The 17827-nt window shown below is 71.5% G+C and carries 17 protein-coding genes and 1 riboswitch; of the genes, 13 read left to right on the top strand and 4 right to left on the bottom strand.

The features are described 5' to 3' along the window. The first annotated feature begins 216 nt into the window (after positions 1 to 216). The 9 genes from BLS99_RS11990 to BLS99_RS11950 all read left to right on the top strand — a co-directional run bounded on the left by BLS99_RS11990 (position 217) and on the right by BLS99_RS11950 (position 11229). Entirely contained in the window at positions 217 to 645 is a 429-nt protein-coding gene (locus tag BLS99_RS11990; protein WP_143034775.1) for a hypothetical protein, read from the top strand. A 208-nt stretch (positions 646 to 853) separates the two neighbouring features. After that, entirely contained in the window at positions 854 to 2698 is a 1845-nt protein-coding gene (dnaK, locus tag BLS99_RS11985; protein ID WP_091049273.1) for a molecular chaperone DnaK, read from the top strand. Next, complete coding sequence (grpE, locus tag BLS99_RS27765; protein WP_091049271.1) at positions 2698 to 3567, top strand: nucleotide exchange factor GrpE; 870 nt, start codon at positions 2698 to 2700, stop codon at positions 3565 to 3567. Before dnaK ends, grpE begins: the two co-directional genes overlap by 1 nt. 35 nt (positions 3568 to 3602) lie before the next feature. After that, positions 3603 to 4727, top strand: a complete 1125-nt coding sequence (gene dnaJ / locus BLS99_RS11975) for a molecular chaperone DnaJ (RefSeq protein WP_091049268.1) — start codon at positions 3603 to 3605, stop codon at positions 4725 to 4727. 268 nt (positions 4728 to 4995) lie between these two features. Beyond that, on the top strand, positions 4996 to 5319 hold the full coding sequence (locus BLS99_RS27410; RefSeq protein WP_218126453.1) for a heat shock protein transcriptional repressor HspR: 324 nt from the start codon (positions 4996 to 4998) through the stop codon (positions 5317 to 5319). 127 nt (positions 5320 to 5446) lie between these two features. Further along, on the top strand, positions 5447 to 6829 hold the full coding sequence (locus BLS99_RS11965; RefSeq protein ID WP_091049266.1) for a hemolysin family protein: 1383 nt from the start codon (positions 5447 to 5449) through the stop codon (positions 6827 to 6829). Next, positions 6826 to 7845: a hemolysin family protein gene (locus BLS99_RS11960; protein ID WP_091049264.1), complete on the top strand. Its 1020-nt coding sequence runs from the start codon at positions 6826 to 6828 to the stop codon at positions 7843 to 7845. Before BLS99_RS11965 ends, BLS99_RS11960 begins: the two co-directional genes overlap by 4 nt. Before the next feature lie 163 nt (positions 7846 to 8008). Then, entirely contained in the window at positions 8009 to 9334 is a 1326-nt protein-coding gene (locus BLS99_RS11955) for a hypothetical protein (RefSeq protein ID WP_091049261.1), read from the top strand. A 275-nt stretch (positions 9335 to 9609) separates the two neighbouring features. Further along, positions 9610 to 11229 carry a beta-N-acetylhexosaminidase gene (locus tag BLS99_RS11950; protein WP_091049258.1) on the top strand — a complete coding sequence of 540 codons (1620 nt, stop codon included), beginning with the start codon at positions 9610 to 9612 and terminating at the stop codon, positions 11227 to 11229. Between the two features lie 200 nt (positions 11230 to 11429). On the opposite strand, the gene BLS99_RS26195 is transcribed toward BLS99_RS11950, so the two are convergent. Continuing rightward, positions 11430 to 12365 carry a C40 family peptidase gene (locus BLS99_RS26195; protein ID WP_176953324.1) on the bottom strand — a complete coding sequence of 312 codons (936 nt, stop codon included), beginning with the start codon at positions 12363 to 12365 and terminating at the stop codon, positions 11430 to 11432. 9 nt (positions 12366 to 12374) lie between these two features. After that, positions 12375 to 12528, bottom strand: a riboswitch (cyclic di-AMP (ydaO/yuaA leader). A gap of 206 nt (positions 12529 to 12734) precedes the next feature. Between BLS99_RS26195 and BLS99_RS27405 the strand changes: the two genes are divergently transcribed. The 4 genes from BLS99_RS27405 to BLS99_RS11925 all read left to right on the top strand — a co-directional run bounded on the left by BLS99_RS27405 (position 12735) and on the right by BLS99_RS11925 (position 13980). Beyond that, on the top strand, positions 12735 to 13091 hold the full coding sequence (locus BLS99_RS27405) for a metal-sensitive transcriptional regulator (protein WP_091049249.1): 357 nt from the start codon (positions 12735 to 12737) through the stop codon (positions 13089 to 13091). Between the two features lie 44 nt (positions 13092 to 13135). Next, positions 13136 to 13345: a heavy-metal-associated domain-containing protein gene (locus tag BLS99_RS11935; RefSeq protein ID WP_091049246.1), complete on the top strand. Its 210-nt coding sequence runs from the start codon at positions 13136 to 13138 to the stop codon at positions 13343 to 13345. Positions 13346 to 13435: 90 nt separating this feature from the next. Then, entirely contained in the window at positions 13436 to 13618 is a 183-nt protein-coding gene (locus tag BLS99_RS11930) for a hypothetical protein (protein ID WP_091049242.1), read from the top strand. 11 nt (positions 13619 to 13629) lie between these two features. After that, entirely contained in the window at positions 13630 to 13980 is a 351-nt protein-coding gene (locus tag BLS99_RS11925; RefSeq protein WP_091049239.1) for a hypothetical protein, read from the top strand. A 100-nt stretch (positions 13981 to 14080) separates the two neighbouring features. Here BLS99_RS11925 and BLS99_RS11920 read toward each other — a convergent pair whose 3' ends face one another. From BLS99_RS11920 to BLS99_RS11910, 3 genes are read right to left on the bottom strand one after another with little or no spacing between them, the layout of a single operon-like run. Then, positions 14081 to 14974, bottom strand: coding sequence for a sugar ABC transporter permease (locus BLS99_RS11920; RefSeq protein WP_091049235.1), 894 nt, complete (start codon positions 14972 to 14974; stop codon positions 14081 to 14083). Next, positions 14971 to 16518 carry an ABC transporter permease subunit gene (locus tag BLS99_RS11915; protein ID WP_091049232.1) on the bottom strand — a complete coding sequence of 516 codons (1548 nt, stop codon included), beginning with the start codon at positions 16516 to 16518 and terminating at the stop codon, positions 14971 to 14973. The genes BLS99_RS11920 and BLS99_RS11915 overlap by 4 nt, the downstream gene beginning before the upstream one ends. Positions 16519 to 16559: 41 nt before the next feature. Next, complete coding sequence (locus BLS99_RS11910; protein ID WP_091049229.1) at positions 16560 to 17795, bottom strand: sugar ABC transporter substrate-binding protein; 1236 nt, start codon at positions 17793 to 17795, stop codon at positions 16560 to 16562. Between the last annotated feature and the right edge of the window lie 32 nt (positions 17796 to 17827).

Here is a 17827-nt window from a genome sequence, read left to right as displayed (position 1 = left end):
CAGGCTACTACTCCGTCGCCAGTGCCGCCTCCGCCGCGGGCGCGGCATTCCCGTTCCATGTGACTCGCGCGCGAATGCGAGTTCGCCTCTGCATTGCGCGGACGGGGGCGGACTAGAGTGCCGAGTGCTCATACCCGTGTCCTCTCGGGCTACTCGACCGTTAATCCGGATAGAGGAGTACGCAGGCACGGAAGCGAAGGCGAATGAGGAGATAGCGTGAGCATGCAGCATTCAGCGAGGCCGGGGGCGCAGGAGACGGAAGCGCCCGAAGGACGCGGGCTGCCGCGGCCCGAACGCACCGCCCCGCCCCGCCGCTCGCGCCACACCGCCGAACCCGCGGCCCCGGGCCAGGGGTCGATGGTCGTGCCGATCCCCGCGCGCTCGCGCCGCGCCCGCCGCGAGCAGCCCTCGAAGCTCTTCTCCCTGGAGGAGCCGCCGCCGCTGGAGGCGCCGGCCGGGATCACCGAGATCACCGGCTGGAACCTGGCCTCCCTCATGTGGCGCGACCACCTGCCCGAGCAGCTCCTGGGCATCGACTGCGCCTCCTGCCGGCAGGCGTGGCCCTGCGACACCTGGAAGATCGCCGACGACCTGCTCACCGAGTGCTGCGAGGCCGCCGGAGGGGCGCCCGCCGCCGCCCGGTGATCCCACCTGACGCAAAGTTGAGTCGACCTGACTCAACTTTAGTGCGATCGATCACAAAACCCGTGATCGCCTTGACAGTCGAAACGGCCCGGATGAACATTGAGTCTATCCGGCTCAACTTGGTTCGGGGGTTCCCGCCCGGCCGCTTGAGGCAGAGCATCGCCCCTGAGACGCAGGGGCATCTGTTCGACTACGTCAGGAGATCAACATGGCACGTGCGGTCGGCATCGACCTCGGCACGACGAACTCCGTGGTCAGCGTCCTCGAAGGCGGGGAAGCCACGGTTATCACCAACGCCGAGGGGGCGAGGACCACCCCGTCCATCGTGGCCTTCGCCAAAAACGGCGAAGTGCTCGTCGGCGAAGTGGCCAAGCGCCAGGCGGTCACCAACCCCGACCGCACCATCCGCTCGGTCAAGCGCCACATCGGCACGGACTGGGCCGTCGACATCGACGGCAAGTCCTACACCGCGCAGGAGATCAGCGCGCGGATCCTCATGAAGCTCAAGCGCGACGCCGAGGCGTACCTGGGCGAGAACGTCACCGACGCGGTCGTCACCGTGCCGGCGTACTTCTCCGACGCCCAGCGCACCGCCACGAAGGAGGCCGGCGAGATCGCGGGCCTCAACGTCCTGCGCATCATCAACGAGCCCACCTCCGCGGCGCTCTCCTACGGCCTGGACAAGGGCGAGGAGGAGCAGACCATCCTGGTCTTCGACCTCGGCGGCGGCACGTTCGACGTCTCGCTCCTGGAGATCGCCGACGGCGTCATCCAGGTGAAGGCGACCTCGGGCGACAACCACCTCGGCGGCGACGACTGGGACGACCGGGTCATCCAGCACCTGGTCAAGACCTTCAACGGCCAGTACGGCGTGGACCTGTCCAAGGACAAGATGGCCATGCAGCGCCTCAAGGAGGCCGCCGAGAAGGCCAAGATCGAGCTGTCGTCCGCGACCCAGACCTCGATCAACCTGCCGTACATCACCGCCGGCCCCGACGGGCCGCTGCACCTCGACGTCTCGCTCTCGCGCGCCGAGTTCGAGCAGATGACCTCCGACCTCCTCGACCGCTGCAAGAAGCCGTTCGAGCAGGCCGTCAAGGACGCCGGGATCAACGTCTCCGAGATCGACCACGTCATCCTCGTGGGCGGCTCGACCCGCATGCCGGCCGTGTCCGACCTGGTCAAGCGCCTCATCGGCCGCGACGCGCACAAGGGCGTGAATCCGGACGAGGTCGTCGCCATCGGCGCGACCCTCCAGGCCGGCGTCCTCAAGGGCGAGGTCAAGGACGTGCTGCTCCTCGACGTCACCCCGCTGTCGCTGGGCATCGAGACCAAGGGCGGCATCTTCACCAAGCTCATCGAGCGCAACACCACGATCCCGACGAAGCGCTCGGAGGTCTTCACGACCGCCGACGACAACCAGCCGTCGGTGCTCATCCAGGTCTTCCAGGGCGAGCGCGAGATCGCGGCCTACAACAAGAAGCTCGGCACCTTCGAGCTCACCGGCCTGCCGCCGGCCCCGCGCGGGGTCCCGCAGATCGAGGTCACCTTCGACATCGACGCCAACGGCATCGTGAACGTGTCCGCCAAGGACACCGCCACGGGCAAGGCCCAGTCGATGACGATCACCGGCGGCTCCAGCCTCGCCCAGGACGACATCCAGCGGATGATGTCCGAGGCGCAGGAGCACGCCGAGGAGGACCGGCAGCGCAAGGAGGAGGCCGAGGCCCGCAACATGGGCGAGTCTCTGGTCTACCAGACCGAGAAGCTGCTCGCCGAGTCCGGCGACAAGATCCCCGAGGAGCTCAAGGGCAAGATCAACGACGCCACCTCGGACCTCAAGGCGGCCCTGGGCGGCACCGACATCGAGGCGATCAAGCGCGGCACCGAGGAGCTGTCGAAGGTCAGCCAGGAGGCCGGGCAGGCGATGTACGCGGCGGCCCAGGCCGACCAGCAGGGCGGACCGCAGCAGCCGGCCGGCGGCGCGGGCGCTCCCGGCGCCGACGACGTCGTGGACGCCGAGATCGTCGACGACGACAAGGACCAGAAGTAGTGGCGGAGGACAAGAAGGACGCCGACGACGCGCAACCCGGCCCCGAGGACGGCGCCGCCCCCGAGGCGGATCCGGACGACGAGCTGACGGTCGACGACATCCTGGCCGCCGCCTCCGACGACGGCCAGGCCGCCGACGACGCGGTCCTGGTCCTCCAGGCGACCCTGGAGGAGCGCACCCGCGACCTCCAGCGGATCACCGCGGAGTTCCAGAACTACCGCAAGCGCGTGGAGCGCGACAAGGCCCGGGCGGGCGAGCTGGCGACGGCAGGGGTGCTCCAGAGCCTCCTGCCGGTGCTCGACGACCTCGACCGGGCCCGGGAGCACGGGGACCTCAACGGGCCCTTCGGCTCGGTCGCCGACCAGCTGGTCAACGCGCTCACCAAGCAGGGCCTCGAGGCCTTCGGGGTGAAGGGCGACCCGTTCGACCCGCAGATCCACGAAGCGGTCGCGCACATGCAGATGCCCGATGTGGACGGGCCGACGTGCATCGACGTGATGCGCTCGGGCTACCGCCTCGGCGACAAGCTGCTGCGCCCGGCCCTGGTCGCGGTCGCGGAGCCGTCCGACGAGCCGGCCCCCGCGGCCGAGCCCGAGGACGCCGCCGATGACAGCGCCGGCGACACCGCCGGTGACACCCCCGGCGACCTCGCCGAGGACGCGTCGGAGGCCGCCGAGACCGGGCAGGCCGAGGCGGAGGCCGCGGCGGACGGCGGCGACCCGGCCGAGGCGACCGCCGAGGACGCGGTCGAGACCGGGTCCGGCGACGCTCCCGAGGCCGAGCCGGCCGCGGACGCGGAGCCGGAGGCGTCCGAGGACGCCGCACCCGAACGCAGGAAGAAGAAGCGGGACAAGGGCAAGGACGCGTAAGTCCGCACCCTGGAGACAAACGAAGGAGGCGTCCGGTGGCATCGCAGGAGTGGCTCGAGAAGGACTTCTACGCCGTGCTCGGCGTGCCGCAGGACGCCTCCAAGAAGGACATCGAGAAGGCGTACCGCAAGCTCGCGCGCGAGTGGCACCCCGACCACAACTCGGCCGACGACGCCGAGGAGCGGTTCAAGGGGATCTCCGAGGCGTACTCGGTGCTCCACGACGACAAGTCCCGCGGCGAGTACGACCAGATCCAGCTCATGAAGTCGGGCCGGGGCGGCTTCGGCGGCGCCCACGCCGCCGGGGGCATCAACCTGGAGGACCTGTTCGGCAACGCCGGGTCGTCCTCGGGCTCGTTCTCCGACCTGTTCGGCGGGCTCTTCGGCGGCGGCGCGGGCCAGCGGCGCCGCGGCGGCGCCGCGCGCGGGAACGACCTGCGCACCAACGTCACCCTCGACTTCGCCGACGCCGTCAAGGGCTCCACCACGGAGCTGCGGATGCGCGCCCCGGGCGAGTGCGAGACCTGCCACGGCTCGGGCGCCAAGCCCGGCACCGCGCCCTCGACCTGCCCCAAGTGCAGCGGCCGGGGGCTCGTCACCGAGAACCAGGGCGCGTTCAGCTTCGCGCAGCCGTGCCCCGAGTGCGACGGCACCGGCACCGTGGTCACCGACCCGTGCCCCGACTGCGGCGGCACCGGCGCCACCACCAAGGACCGCGTCATCACCGTCCGGGTCCCGGCCGGGATCGGCGACGGCCAGACCATCCGCCTCGCCGGGCGCGGCACCCCGGGCGAGCGCGGCGGACCCGCCGGCGACCTGCTCGTGCGCGTCACCGTGCGCGCGCACCCGCTCTTCGCCCGCGACGGCGACAACGTGACCCTGCGCCTGCCGGTGTCCTTCCCCGAGGCCGCCCTGGGCGCCAAGGTGAAGGTCCCGACCCTCGACGGCCCCGTGACCCTGAAGGTCCCCGAGGGGACCCCGACCGGGCGGGTGCTGCGCGTCAAGGGCCGCGGCGTCCCCGGCAAGGGCGACCTGCTCGTCACCGTCGACGTCGAGGTCCCGTCCTCGCTCACCGCCGAGGCCCGCGAGGCCCTGGAGAAGTACGCGGCGGCCGCCCCCGCGCCCGACCGCGCGAAACTGGAACAGCTGACGGGCCAATGAGACCCGCGGCGCTCGAAGGTCGGCGGCGCCCCGCGGGGGGCCGCCGGAACAACCGGCGCGCCCTCCGGCGTTGTACCGAACGCGCGGCGCCCCCCGGCGCCCCGGGCCCCGGAGAGAGGAGTGAACCGTGACCGCAGCCGATCGCACGCCCGACGTGAACCGCCCCCGCGTGCGCGTCGAGATCTCCTACGGCCGGCGCGGACCGGACGAGGAGATCGACTTCGACGCGAAGATCCTCGCGATCTCCGCAGCGGCCGAACTCGCCGGGATGCACCCGCAGACGCTGCGCCAGTACGACCGGCTCGGCCTCGTCGAGGCCGCCCGCACCCCCGGCGGCGGCCGGCGCTACTCCGCCCGCGACGTGACGCGGCTGCGCGAGATCCAGCGCCTGAGCCAGGACGAGGGCGTCAACCTCGCCGGCATCAAGCGGATCATGGACCTCGAACGCGAGGTCCAGGCGATCCGGGCCGAGGCCCAGGCCGTCGTCGAGGAGCTCCAGCGCGCCCGCCGGCAGCTCGCCGAGCTGCGCGCCCTGGCCGGTCCGTTCGGCCGCTCCACCGACATCGTCCTGTGGCGGGGCGAACAAGGTTGACCGCTCGCCCGCCCTCCCGGTCCCGTTAAGATCGCCCCATGCGACGCAGACGACGACGGTACCGAAGTCCCCGGCCGCGCGGCCGCGGTCTTCCCGCATCGGAGCCTCCCTCCCCCGGGAGTGACCCGTGCTCATAGCGATCGGGCTGGTCATCATCCTGGCCGTCACCGCCGCCACGGGCTTCTTCGTGGCGCTCGAGTTCGCCTACACCGCGGTCGACCGGTCCAAACTGGAGGACCTGGCCGCCGGACCGGACGCCAAGCGCGCCGCCCGGGCCCGCCGGGCCCTCAAGATCTGCGGGAGGCTGTCGTTCGCCCTCTCGGGCGCGCAGCTCGGCATCACCGTCACCGCCCTGTTCGTCGGCTTCTTCGCCGAGCCCTACCTCGGTGAGGGCATGGCGGCGCTCCTCGGCGTCGCCGGGGTCCCCGCCGCGGTCGCCGTCACCACCGGCACCGTGATCGCGTTCGTCATCGCGAACGTCGTCCAGATGATCCTCGGCGAGCTGGGCCCCAAGAACCTCGCGATCGCCCGCACCGAGGCCCTCGCGCTCGCCCTCGCGGCCCCCACCGGCACCTACCTCACCGTGTGCGGGCCGATCATCCGCTTCTTCGACGCCGCCTCCACGAAGCTGCTGCGGCTCTTGGGCATCCAGCCGGTCGAGGAGCTGGAGCACAACGCGACCGCCGAGGACCTGCACCGCATCATCGACGTCTCCCGCGACGAGGGCGCCCTCGACGAGGAGCTGTCGGTCCTGCTCGACCGCGGCCTCGACTTCTCCGACACCGTCGCCGAGCAGGCCATGACCCCGCGCGTGGGCGTCCAGACCCTCCCGGCCGGTGCGACGGTCGCCGACGCGGTCGCCGCGCTCGCCGGCGGGCACTCGCGCTTCCCGGTGGTCGGCGACGACGTGGACGACCTGCGCGGCGTCGTCGGCATCACCCAGATCATCGCCGTCCCCCGCGCCTCCCGCGCCTCGGTCACCGTCGCCGAGATCGCCGACCCCGCGATGCTCGTGCCCGCGTCCCTGCCGCTGCCGCAGCTTTTGGACCAGATGCGCGGGCGCCACCGCCAGCTCGCGTGCGTGGTCGACGAGTTCGGCGGCTTCGCCGGGATCGTCACCCTCGAAGACCTCGCCGAGGAGCTGGTGGGGGAGATCCGCGACGAGCAGGACCGGTTCGAGGCCGTGCCCGTGGCCCTCGCGGGCGGCGGCTGGCTCATCCCCGGTCGCTGGCGCGTCGACGAGGTCGCCGACGCCACCGGCATCCAGCTCCCCGAGGGCGAGCACTACGAGACCATCGCCGGGCTCGTCATGTCCGAGCTCGGCCGCGTCGCCCACCCCGGCGATACCGTCGAGGTCGCGACCGCGGCGGCCGGGGACTTCTACGACGAGGACGGCGACGGCGAGGCCGACCCGGTCCCGCGCTCGGTGAAGCTCGTCGTGGTCTCCTCCGCCCGCCATGTGCCGCAGGCGATCGAGCTGCGCCCCGCGAACGGGGAGGGGGCGCCGTGAGCACCGGCTCGGCACTGCTGATCTCGGCGATCCTCCTGGCCGCCAACGCGTTCTTCGTGGCCGCGGAGTTCGCGCTCGTGGCCTCGCGCCAGCACCGGCTCGAACAGGACGGGTCCGCCGCGGCCCGGGCCGCCCTGCGCGGCACCAGGAACCTCTCGCTCATGCTCGCGGGCGCCCAACTGGGCATCACCGCGTGCACCGTCGGGCTCGGCGCGCTCGCCGAACCGGCGCTGGCGCACACCATCGAGGTCCCGCTGGAGCACCTGGGCCTGGAGGCGGCGGCGCACCCGATCGCGTTCGCGCTCGCGCTCGTCGTCGTGGTGTTCCTCCACATGGTCGTCGGCGAGATGATGCCGAAGTCCTGGGCGATCACGCACCCCGAGTCCTCGGCGATGGCGCTCATCTGGCCGTTCACCGGGTACGTGTGGGTCACCAAGCCGATCCTGCTGGGGCTCAACCACGGCGCGAACGCGATGCTGCGGCTGTTCAAGGTCGAGCCGGCCGACGAGAAGGCGCAGGCGCACTCCCCCGAGGAGCTGCGGTACCTGCTGCGGTCCTCGGCCGCCGCGGGCGTCCTCGGCGAGGAGGAGCACCAGATGCTCGCCCACGCCATCGAGGTGCAGCGCCGCGGGGTCGGCGAGGTCCAGATCCCGTGGGCCGAGGTCGTCACGATCCCGGCCGCCGCGACCGCGGTCGCGGCCGAGGAGCGCAGCCGCGACACCGGCCGCTCGCGCCTGGTCGTGGTCGACGCCGACGAGCGCCCGGTCGGGCTCGTCCACGTCCGCGAGGCCGTGCAGGCCGCGCCGGACGTAGCGGTCGCCGACCTGGCCGCCGCGCCGCTGCTCGTCGCCGCCGACACCACGGTGGCCGGGGCGGTGACGCTCATGAAGCGCCAGCGGGCCCAGCTCGCCCTCGTCACGGGCCCCGGCCGCGAGGTCACCGGCCTGGTCGCGATGGAGGATCTGCTGGAGGAGATCATGGGCGACTTCTACGACGAGACCGACAAGGCCGTCTAGCGCACCGGATACAAGAGAGGGTCTCGGCTTCGGCCGGGGCCCTTTCCGCTTCCCGCCTGGACGTTTTCGCCGCGACACGCCCGCCGGGCGTGTTCGTCGCGGGTTTCGGGCCCTTCAGGCGTGATCATGATTCATCAACCGTTTCCTGTGACTCTGGAAGACCATGTCGAAATTCTTCGAGGAAACCGGGCCCGAATTCGCCGTCTCCATGCGCGGCTACGACCGCCACCAGGTCGACGAGTTCACCTCCCGGCTGTATCAGAACATCAAGACCCACGAGCAGCACCGCGACGAGGCGGCGCGGGCACTGGAGGCCGCGGAGCAGCAGCTGCGCCGGGCCGAGGAGCGCATCGGCGCCCTGGAGCGGCGCGTCTCCGAGCGCGCCACCCAGATCGCCGAGGCCGAGCAGCCCACCCTCGCCGGGCTCGGCGCCCGCGTCGAGAAGATCCTGCGCGCGGCCGAGCAGGACGCGGGCGTCCAGAAGGCCGACGCGAAGCGCCAGGCCGCGGCCCTCCTCGCCGAGGCCCGCACCGAGGCCGACTCGATGATGCGCACCGCGCACGCCGAGGCCGCCGAGATCACCGCCACCACCGAGCAGGACGTCACCGAGATCCGCTCCCGCGCGGTCAACGAGACCACCGAGCTGCGCGAGAACGCCCGGCGCAGCCACGACCTGGCCGTCGCCGACGCCCACCGGGAGGCCCAGACCGCGCAGAGCCAGTCGCGCGCCGGGGCCGAGAAGGCCCGCTCGCAGGCCGAGCGGGAGATCGCGGTCATGCGGGCCACCTCGGAGCGGGAGATGACCGAGCTCAAGGCCCTCGCCGCCCGCGAGTCGGACCAGCAGCGCAGCGCCGCCCACCAGCTCCTGGCCGAGGCCGCCGAGTTCCGCAAGAAGAAGACCCAGGAGCTCACGCTCGCCGAGGCCGACCGCCGCGAGCGCGCGCAGAAGGAGGAGGCCGACCGGCACCAGCAGGCCATCGCGACCGCGCAGCGGATCGTCTCGGAGGCCGAGGACCGGCTGGCGCTGGCCGAGGAGCGGACCCGCTCCTCCGAGAACCGGGCGATCGAGCGCCGCGAGGAGGCCGACCAGCAGGCGAAGGACGTGGTGCAGCGGGCCGCCGAGCAGGCGAAGTCGATCAAGGCGGAGTCCGACACCGAGGCGGCGCGGCTGCGGCGCAGCGCCACCGAGCGCGCCGCCGAGCGCGTCCAGCCCCTCGCCGAGGAGGTCGCGGCCCTGGAGCGCCAGCGCGACAGCGCCGGTTCGAACCTCACCGACCTGCGCCGCCAGCTGGGCCTGGTCTCGGGCGAGGAGGAGAAGACGGTGTCGTCGTCGCTGTCGAGCTCGTTCGACTCCCCTTCGGCGGGTTCGGGCTACGACTCGGCGGTGAGCGGGGTGTTCGCGTCGGAGTCGGCGCCGCTGCCGATCAACCGGCAGCGGGAGTCGCCCGAGGACCTGGACGCCACCCAGCACCTGCCGAAGGTGCACTAGGGGGTCGTCGACACCCGCCGGGGAACGCACTCCGAAGCCGCGCGCGCCGCGGTCGCCCGTGCCGGAAGATCCGCTCGATGTCGAGCAATCCGCTCCGTGCACTGGCCGACCGCGGCGCGGCCCTATATTATAAATAAACTGAACTAATTCGGTGGGAGCGTCGCGCCCCAGCCCGGGGCCGGGTCCCCCGAACCGGTTCCGCCCCGGCGTGGCCGCATCCGAAGCGCCGCGCGGGAGCCGGACAACTGCACGACTACCACAGGAGCCCCCGCACTATGCAGCGCCGCATCTCGCTGATCCCTCAGCCGCAGCAGCTCTCGGCCGCCGCCGGCGACCTCGACCTGAGCACCCTCGACGCCATCGCCGCCGACCCCGAGCTGCACCCCCTCGCCTGGCTCCTGTCGGACCTCCTCAACCGGGGCACCGGGTTGCGCCTGGCCGTGGCCGGCCCCGAGACCGGCGGCCGCGTCCTGCGCCTGCGCCTCGAAGGCGACCGGCCCGAGGACCTGACGACCGCCGCCGAGGCGTACCGCCTCGACGTCACCGCCGACGGGGTCGTCCTCGCCGCCGCCCACCCCGCCGGGATCTCCCGCGGCATCGCGACCCTCCGCCAGCTCCTCCCCGCCGACGCCCTGCGCGAGGCCCCGGCCGCCGACCCGGTGGTCCCGCTCGTCGCCATCGCCGACGAGCCGCGCCTGCGCTGGCGCGGCGTCATGCTCGACGTCGTGCGGCACTTCCAGCCCAAGGACTTCGTCCTCAAGATGATCGACCGGGCCTGGCTGCACCGCCTCAACGTCGTCCACCTGCACCTCACCGACGACCAGGGCTGGCGCTTCGAGGTGCCCTCGCGCCCGAAGCTCGCCGAGATCGCCTCCTGGCGCGCCGAGACCAAGATCGGGCACGCCCGCGACGAGGCCGCCGGATACGAGCCGACCCCGCACGGCGGGATCTTCTCGGTCCCGGACCTGCGCGAGATCGCCTCGTACGCGCGCGAGCGCCACATCCTCATCGTCCCCGAGGTCAACCTGCCCGGGCACGCCCGCGCCGTCCTCGCCGCCTACCCCGAACTCGGTGCGGGCCAGGACAAGCCGGTGTCGCCGACGTTCGGCGTGTTCGAGGAGGTCCTCGAACCCACGCCCGAGGCGCTCGACTTCGCGCTGGAGGCGTACACGGCCGTCGCCGAGGTCTTCGAGGGCCCGTTCGTCCACATCGGCGGCGACGAGGTCCCGATGACCCAGTGGGAGTCCTCCCCGGTCGCCCGCGAGCTCATGGAGCGCGAGGGCATGGAGGACGTGCGCGGCGTCCAGGCGTGGTTCACGAAGGCGTTCTGCGAGCGCCTGACGGCCATGGGCAAGCGCGTCATCGGCTGGGACGAGATCCTCGACGGCGGCGCCCCGGCCGAGGCCGTGGTCCACGTGTGGCGCAACGAGGCGTACGTCAAGAAGGCCATCGCCGCGGGCCACCAGGTCGTGGCCTCGCCCGAGCCGTACGCGTACTACGACCACTACGAGAGCGACGACCCGCAGGAGCCGCTGCGCATCCACGGCCTGACCACCGTCGACAAGGTCGCCGGCTGGGACCCGGTCCCGCCCGGGATCGACCCCGACAAGGTCCTCGGCATCCAGTGCCAGCTGTGGTCGGAGTACCTGCCGACCCCGCGCGACGTCGAGTACTCGGCGTTCCCGCGCCTGTCGGTGATGGCCGAGGTCGGCTGGACGAACCTGGACGTGCGCGAGGCGAACCCGGTGCAGGACCGCCTGGAGGACCACCTGGAGCGCCTGCACGCCATGGGCGTCGACTACCGGCCGCCGACCGGCCCCGAGCGCTGGCAGCGCGGGGGCTCGGGCCGGCGCACGCGGTTCAACTGGACGTTCCAGGAGCACGAGGCCGAGTAGCCTTCGCCCCCAGTACACGAGAAGCCCTCGCGGCCCGTTCACACGGGCCGCGAGGGCTTCTTTACGATGGGGTGGTCCCCGGCGGCGGTGGGGCTATTGCGGGGTCAGCAGCAGGGTCAGCAATGGGAGCGCCCGCGCCGCCGCCGGGGAGTCCGGCCCCGGGACCGGGAGCGGCCCCGGGGACGTCTCGCGGCGGGAGGCTACGGCCGGCCGTACCCGTCGATGCCCATGATGTCGATGTCCGCGATCTTGACCACGGTCGTCGAGTTGGGGGCGTGGATGATCTCGCCGTTGCCGATGTAGATCGCGACGTGGCTGAGTCCGTTGTAGAACACGAGGTCGCCGGGCTGGAGCTCGTCGCGGGAGATCCGCGCCGTCTCGTTCCACTGCATCTCGGTGTTGTGCGACAGGGAGACCCCGGCCGCGCCCCACGCGCCCTGGGTGAGGCCGGAGCAGTCCCAGGAGTCGGGGCCGTCCTCGCCGTACACGTAGGGGTCGCCGAGCTGGTCGTAGGCGAAGGCCACCACGGCGGAGTCGCCGGTGTAGTCGCCCCACTCCTCCTGGTACTCCTCCTGGACGGCGTCGTCGTACTCGTCCTCGAGCGCGGCGATCTCGTCCTCGATCTCCTCCTGCTGCGCGTCGATCTCCGCGAGGATGTCGTCGGCGCTGGCCTGGAGGGCCTCGAGTTCGGCCTTGCGGGTCTCCAGCTCCTCGACCTGCGCGAGGGAGTCCTGGAGGGCCGAGTTCTCGGCGTCGGTGAGGTTGGCGAGGTACATGAGGCGGTCGGCGAAGTCCGACGGGTCGCCGGCGAGGACCGAGTTGACCATCGCGAAGTCGCCGCCGGTGTAGGCGGTCGCGGCGAGCTCGGCCACGCGGTCCTGCGCGGCGAGGCCGGCGGCCTCCAGGGCCGGGAGCTGCGCCTCGATGTCGGCGATCAGCTGGTTGGCGTCGTCGAGCTCCTCGCGCTTGGCGTTGTACTCCTCGATGACCTTCTCGAGGTCGGCGTGGCGCTCGTCGATCTCGGCCTGGATCTCCTCGCTCGTCTGCGCGGACGCCTGGGAGGAGGTGAACAGCGCCGCCGCCGAGGGCAGCAGGGCCGCGGCCAGGACGGCGGCCGCGATACGCCGGGTACGCACCAAGGGATGCGCTCCTTCCTTTTGCCGCCTACCGGGTTAGCTGTCGGGTTCGGGCGGAAGGAAGGGTCGCCCTACGCGCGATGGCGCGATTCACCCCGCCGGCCGGGTGTGGGCGGCCGACTGCTGGTTCCCCGGCTCGGTGACGCTGGGGCGCTTCACCGACTCGACGGTGTCGCACGGTGGATACGGGGTGTATCGCAAGTTTCCGACGCGACGGGTTCACGTTAGAGGGCGTCCCCAACGGTGACAAGGGCAGGGGGAGAATTTCTCGCACAATGGCACGGAAAACTACCGGCCGCTGCGCGGGGCTGACGAGCAGTTGCCGTCATACCCCGCAGGGGTATACTATGACGAGTGGAGGGAAGCGACATGGCAAGCGAAGCGACCACGCACGACTCGCACGCGCCCGGGCCCGACGGCGGCGGGGACGGCGGTCACGAGCACTACTGGTACCACGGCGACAAGGCCGCGATCACGCGCCGCCTCAAGCGCATCGAAGGCCAGATCCGCGGCATCCAGCGGATGGTCGACGACGACCAGTACTGCATCGACATCCTGACCCAGATCTCCGCCTCCACCAAGGGCCTCCAGGCCGTCGCGCTCAACCTCCTCGAAGGCCACCTGGCCCACTGCGTCGCCGAAGCGCAGACCTCGGGTGACCCGACCGCCGCCGAAGCCAAGGTGAAGGAAGCCTCGGACGCGGTGGCCCGCCTGCTCAGGACCTGACACCCGCTGAGCCGCAACCACATTCGCGAACAAGGAGCGCCACTATGGAAACCGTGTACCTCGTCGAGGGCATGACCTGCGGCCACTGCGCCGGCAGCGTCACCCAGGAGCTCACCGCGCTCCCCGGCGTCGAGTCCGTCGACGTCGCCCTCGACACCGGCAGGGTCACCGTCACCAGCGCGGCCGCCCTCACCGAGGCGCAGGTCCGCGACGCGGTCGACGAGGCCGGCTACCAGCTCGCCGGCGTCGCGTAACTCCCGCGTACAGGCCCTGGACCCCGGTTCACCGGGTGTTCAGGGCCTCACCGTTGCGGCCCCCGCGACCCCCTGACGTACAGTCGACGCATGGCAGTCTCCGACGACGACCGTTCCGTCGAACTCGACGAGGACTTCTCGGTGCTCCCGGACCAGACCTCCGACGACACCGACCGGGGCTGGGGCGAGGCCCCCGCCCCCCGCCGCACCCGCCGCGAACTCTCCCCCCGCGACCGCGACCTCATCGCCGAACGCCCCCCGCACTGGTCCTGAGCGGAGCACCGATGCCAGACCCATTCCCGCCGAGCGAACGCGTCGAACTCGTCGCCCGCGCCATCCTCCTGCGCGCGGGCATCGCCCGCTTCCAGGAGGAGCGCCGCGCCAACTGGGACCGCCTCGCGCTGCGCCCCGGCGACGCCACCGCCCGCCTCCAGAACGCCGACGACCTCCAGACCCTCGACGACGCCCTCCGCCTCATGGACCGCGCCATCGACCTCCTCGAATCGCCGACCGAGGACCGCGTCGCGGTCGTCGCCTTCGGCATCGAGCAGCTCCAGCACCGCGTCACCGAACTCGAGGAGTACGCCGACCTCAAGGAGCCCATCGGGCTCCTGCGCGAACTCATCGAGAGCTGACACGCCGCAGGGCCCGGACCGAGGGGAGGGAGGCTCCCCCTGGTCCGGGCCCTGCGCTGCGCCCCCGAGAAGGGGGCCCAAGGTGTCGAGCAGAGGTCTGTTATCCCTTCACGGCCCCGCCGGTGAGCCCGGAGACGATGTACCGCTGGAGGCTCATGAACACCGCCACCGTCAGGACCGACGTCAGCAGCGTGCCCGCCGCGAAGATCCCGAAGTACGAGGCCGGGGAGTTCTCCGCCGTCAGCGTCTTCAGGCCCACCGCGAGCGTCATCTCCGGCCGGTCGGTCAGGAACAGCGACGCGAGGATGAAGTCGTTCATCGTCCCCACGAACGCCAGGATCCCCGAGATCGCGATGATCGGCGCCGCCAGCGGCAGGATCATCCCGAAGAAGATCTGCGCGTGCGAGGCCCCGTCGATCGTCGCCGCCTCGTCGAGCTCCTTCGGGATCGTGTCGAAGAAGCCCTTCATCAGCCACGTCGAGACGCCCAGTGCCCCGCCCATGTACACCAGCATCAGGCCCAGCTTCGTGTTCAGGCCCGCCACCGGGTAGAACTCGCCGATCGACCCGAAGATCAGGTACAGCGCCACCACCGCGAGGAACGCCGGGAACATCTGGATCAGCAGCAGGAACAGCAGCATCGGCCGCCGCCCCTTGAACCGGAACCGGCTGAACGCGTACGCCGCCAGCGACGAGATGAAGATCGAGATGAACGCCGCCGGGACCGCGATCATGAGCGAGTTCGCGAACCACGACGCGAACGGCACGTTCTCGTCGGTGAACAGCTTCGCGAAGTTGCCCAGGCCGAACGAGGTCGGCAGCAGGCTCGTCGACGACAGCGTCCCGTTCGGGTTGAACGCCGCCGACACCACGTAGACGATCGGGATCAGGCCGAACAGCAGCGCCGCCCACGCGACCAGGTGCCGCCAGCCGGTGTCTCCGGCCCACTTGGCGAACGGGTGCCGTCCCTTGCGCTTCACAGGCGTCACCGTCATGAGTACACGTCCTCCTGGCTGCGGGTGAAGCGGAACATGAACGCCGAGATCGTCGCGACGATCAGGAAGATGAACACGCTGATCGCGCTGGCGAAGCCGTAGTCGGCGCTGGAGGAGCCGAACGCCTGGCGGAACGCGTACGTGATGAGCAGGTCGGTGCCGCCGACGGCGTCGCCGGCCGCGAACGGGTGGCCGCCCGAGAGCAGCTCGATCGCGTTGAAGTTGTTGAAGTTGAACGCGAACGACGAGATCAGCAGCGGCGTCAAGGCGATGAGCAGCAGCGGCAGCGTGATCTTGCGGAACGCGGTGATCCCGGTGGCCCCGTCGATCTTCGCCGCCTCCAGCGAGTCCGACGGCAGCGCCTGGAGCGCGCCCAGCGAGATGAGGAACATGTACGGCCAGCCGAGCCAGGTGTTCGCGATGAGGACCATCGCCCGGGCCGACCAGGTGCCGTCGTACCAGGCCACGTTCAGGTTGAACAGCTCGTTCACCAGGCCGAAGTCCCGGTTGAACATCTGCGCCCACACCAGCAGCATCGCGAACGAGGGCATGGCGTACGGCAGGATCATGAAGGCCCGGTAGACCTTCGTGCCCCGCATGCCGGGCCGGTTCAGCGCCATCGCGGTGCCGAGGCCGATCGCGAAGGTGAACAGGACCGAGCCGGCCGCGAACATGACGTTCCAGGTGAAGACCCCCAGGAACGGGCCGCGGATGTCGGGGTCGGTGATGACGGCGAGGTAGTTGTCCGCGCCGATGTTCACGCGCCAGCCCACGAGCGCGGCCTGGCCGTCCTCGGTGAGGAACGACCCGGTCTCGTCGTCGGCGTACCAGACGGTCCCGTTCGCGGTGTCGGTGATGCAGTCGCACGCCTCGTCGTAGGACCGCGTCGACTGGCCCTCGAAGGCCGAGAGGCCCTGGACCTTGATGCCGGTCTCCTCGCCCGTGGGGACGGCGAGCTCGGCGAGTTCGGCCTGGCGCTCGTTGAGGTCGGCGAGGGTCCACACCGTGTAGTCGGGCGCGGCGGTGATGCGCCCGGTCGGGTCCACGGTGGCCCCGTCGAGCTCGGTCAGGCCCTCGGCCGTGCCGGCCCAGGTGGACCCGTCGGCGGTGTCGGTGAGCAGGAGGGTGAGGTCGCCGGCGGCCGACTCGCCCACGGCGAGGAGGTAGGTGGCGCCGCCGGGGGTCTGCTGCACGCCCGCGGCGATGATCGCCTCGGTCGCCTGCTCCTTGTCGACCCGGTGCCCGTCCCCGTAGTTGGAGAACGACGTGCCGATGGTGAGCACGACCGGGAGGATCTGGAACGCGATGAGCAGCAGGGTGCCGGGGATCAGGTACTTGAGCTGGATCGCCCGGCGCTGGAGGTACACGAAGAAGAGGACGGCCACGACGACCGCCTCCAGCGCCAGGCCCCACCAGGCCCCGGCGGCGATGAGCGGCAACGCCGCCCAGACGGCCAGCGCGGCGACCACCGCGAGTACGCCGATCTTGATGATCAGGCCCGCGGCGGTCGTGGAGCCGGCCGTCCGGGAACGTTGGTCGAGCACAGTGCGGTCCTTCGCTCGTCGGGGTCTACCGGGGGGCGTGCTCAGCCGGCGACCGCGTCGCGGATGGCCTGCGCGGCGGTGGTCGCGGCGGCCTCGCCGGTGGAGACGCCGTCGACCGCGTCGGCCTGGGCGCGCCCGAAGGGCTCCCAGACGGCGTTCATCGCGGGGATGTTCGGCATCGGGACGGCGTTCTCGCCGGCGGCGGCGAAGCCCTGGACGTCGGCGTTGCCCTCAGAGAACGCCTCGGCGGCGGCGGTGAGCGCCGGGAGGCGCCCGCCCGCTTCGGCGAGCTTGAGCTGGAGGTCCTCGGTGAGGACGTAGTTGGTGACGAACTCCTGCGCGAAGACCGCGTTCGCGGCGGTCTGGGAGACGTAGAAGCCCTGGACGCCGAGGAACGGCGAGGCCGGGCCCTGGCCCTCGAAGCCGGGGATCGCGGTGACCTCGTAGTTGAGGCCGGCGCCCTGGACGTCGGTGAGGGCCCACGGGCCGGAGATCATGAAGGCGGTCTTGCCGTCGACGAAGAACGGGATGGTGTTCGTGGCGTCGATGGTGGTCTTGAGGACGCCCGCGGCGCCGAGCTCGGCGAACTTCTCGAACGCGGCGATGCCGCCGGGGGAGTCGACGCCGACGTCGGTCGGGTCGAGGGTGCCGGTGCCGTCGTCCTTGAACAGGTAGCCGCCGAAGGAGGAGAACAGCGGGTAGGCGCTGTAGGCGTTGCCGTCGACGCCGACCTCCATGGTGAGGACCTCGTCGGTGGCCGCGGCCTGGCCGGCGGCGATGAGCTCCTCGAAGGTGGCGGGGGCCTCGGGGGCGAGGTCGGTGTTGCGGATGAGGCCCAGGTTCTCGAGGGCGTAGGCGACGCCGTAGAGGTTGCCGTCCACGGTGAACGCTTTGACGGCGGCCTCGCTGAGGGCGGCCTGCTGGTCGGCGCTGAGGGTGATGGGGGCGATGACGCCGTCGGCGGCGAACTGGCCGGACCAGTCGTGCGCGCCCACGACGATGTCGGGGCCCTGGCCCTGCTCGGCCGCGGTGAGGAAGTCCTCGCGGAGGGTCTCCACGTGCTCTTCGACGGTGACCTTCACGCCGACGGTGGACTCGAAGTCCTTGACGAACTCCTTGAGGACGGGGGTGCGGGTCTCGTCGGCCCAGATCACGAGTTCGCCCGAGAACTCCTCGGTGGTCTCGTTGTCGGAGCCGCCGTCGTCGGAGCCGCAGGCGGCGGCCGCGCCGAGCGCGGCGGCGGAGACGGCGGTGATACCCAGGGTCCTTCTGCGCATTGTCTTCTTCTCTCCTCATTGAGGGGCCCCGG

Origin of the sequence: Glycomyces sambucus (assembly GCF_900102815.1) — a bacterium.
In the GTDB taxonomy this organism is placed as follows: domain Bacteria; phylum Actinomycetota; class Actinomycetes; order Mycobacteriales; family Micromonosporaceae; genus Glycomyces; species Glycomyces sambucus.
The sequence above is the reverse complement of the archived record's forward strand: the minus strand, read 5'-3'. Positions and strand labels throughout refer to the sequence as shown.

Bases quoted from the DNA above. Each gene is read 5' to 3' on its own strand.
- dnaK (WP_091049273.1), top strand. From the start codon at position 854: ATGGCACGTGCGGTCGGCATCGACCTCGGCACGACGAACTCCGTGGTC.
- BLS99_RS11955 (WP_091049261.1), top strand. From the start codon at position 8,009: ATGTCGAAATTCTTCGAGGAAACCGGGCCCGAATTCGCCGTCTCCATG.
- BLS99_RS11920 (WP_091049235.1), bottom strand. From the start codon at position 14,974: ATGACGGTGACGCCTGTGAAGCGCAAGGGACGGCACCCGTTCGCCAAG.
- BLS99_RS11950 (WP_091049258.1), top strand. From the start codon at position 9,610: ATGCAGCGCCGCATCTCGCTGATCCCTCAGCCGCAGCAGCTCTCGGCC.
- BLS99_RS27410 (WP_218126453.1), top strand. From the start codon at position 4,996: ATGCACCCGCAGACGCTGCGCCAGTACGACCGGCTCGGCCTCGTCGAG.
- BLS99_RS27405 (WP_091049249.1), top strand. From the start codon at position 12,735: ATGGCAAGCGAAGCGACCACGCACGACTCGCACGCGCCCGGGCCCGAC.
- BLS99_RS11925 (WP_091049239.1), top strand. From the start codon at position 13,630: ATGCCAGACCCATTCCCGCCGAGCGAACGCGTCGAACTCGTCGCCCGC.
- BLS99_RS11910 (WP_091049229.1), bottom strand. From the start codon at position 17,795: ATGCGCAGAAGGACCCTGGGTATCACCGCCGTCTCCGCCGCCGCGCTC.
- BLS99_RS11930 (WP_091049242.1), top strand. From the start codon at position 13,436: ATGGCAGTCTCCGACGACGACCGTTCCGTCGAACTCGACGAGGACTTC.
- BLS99_RS11935 (WP_091049246.1), top strand. From the start codon at position 13,136: ATGGAAACCGTGTACCTCGTCGAGGGCATGACCTGCGGCCACTGCGCC.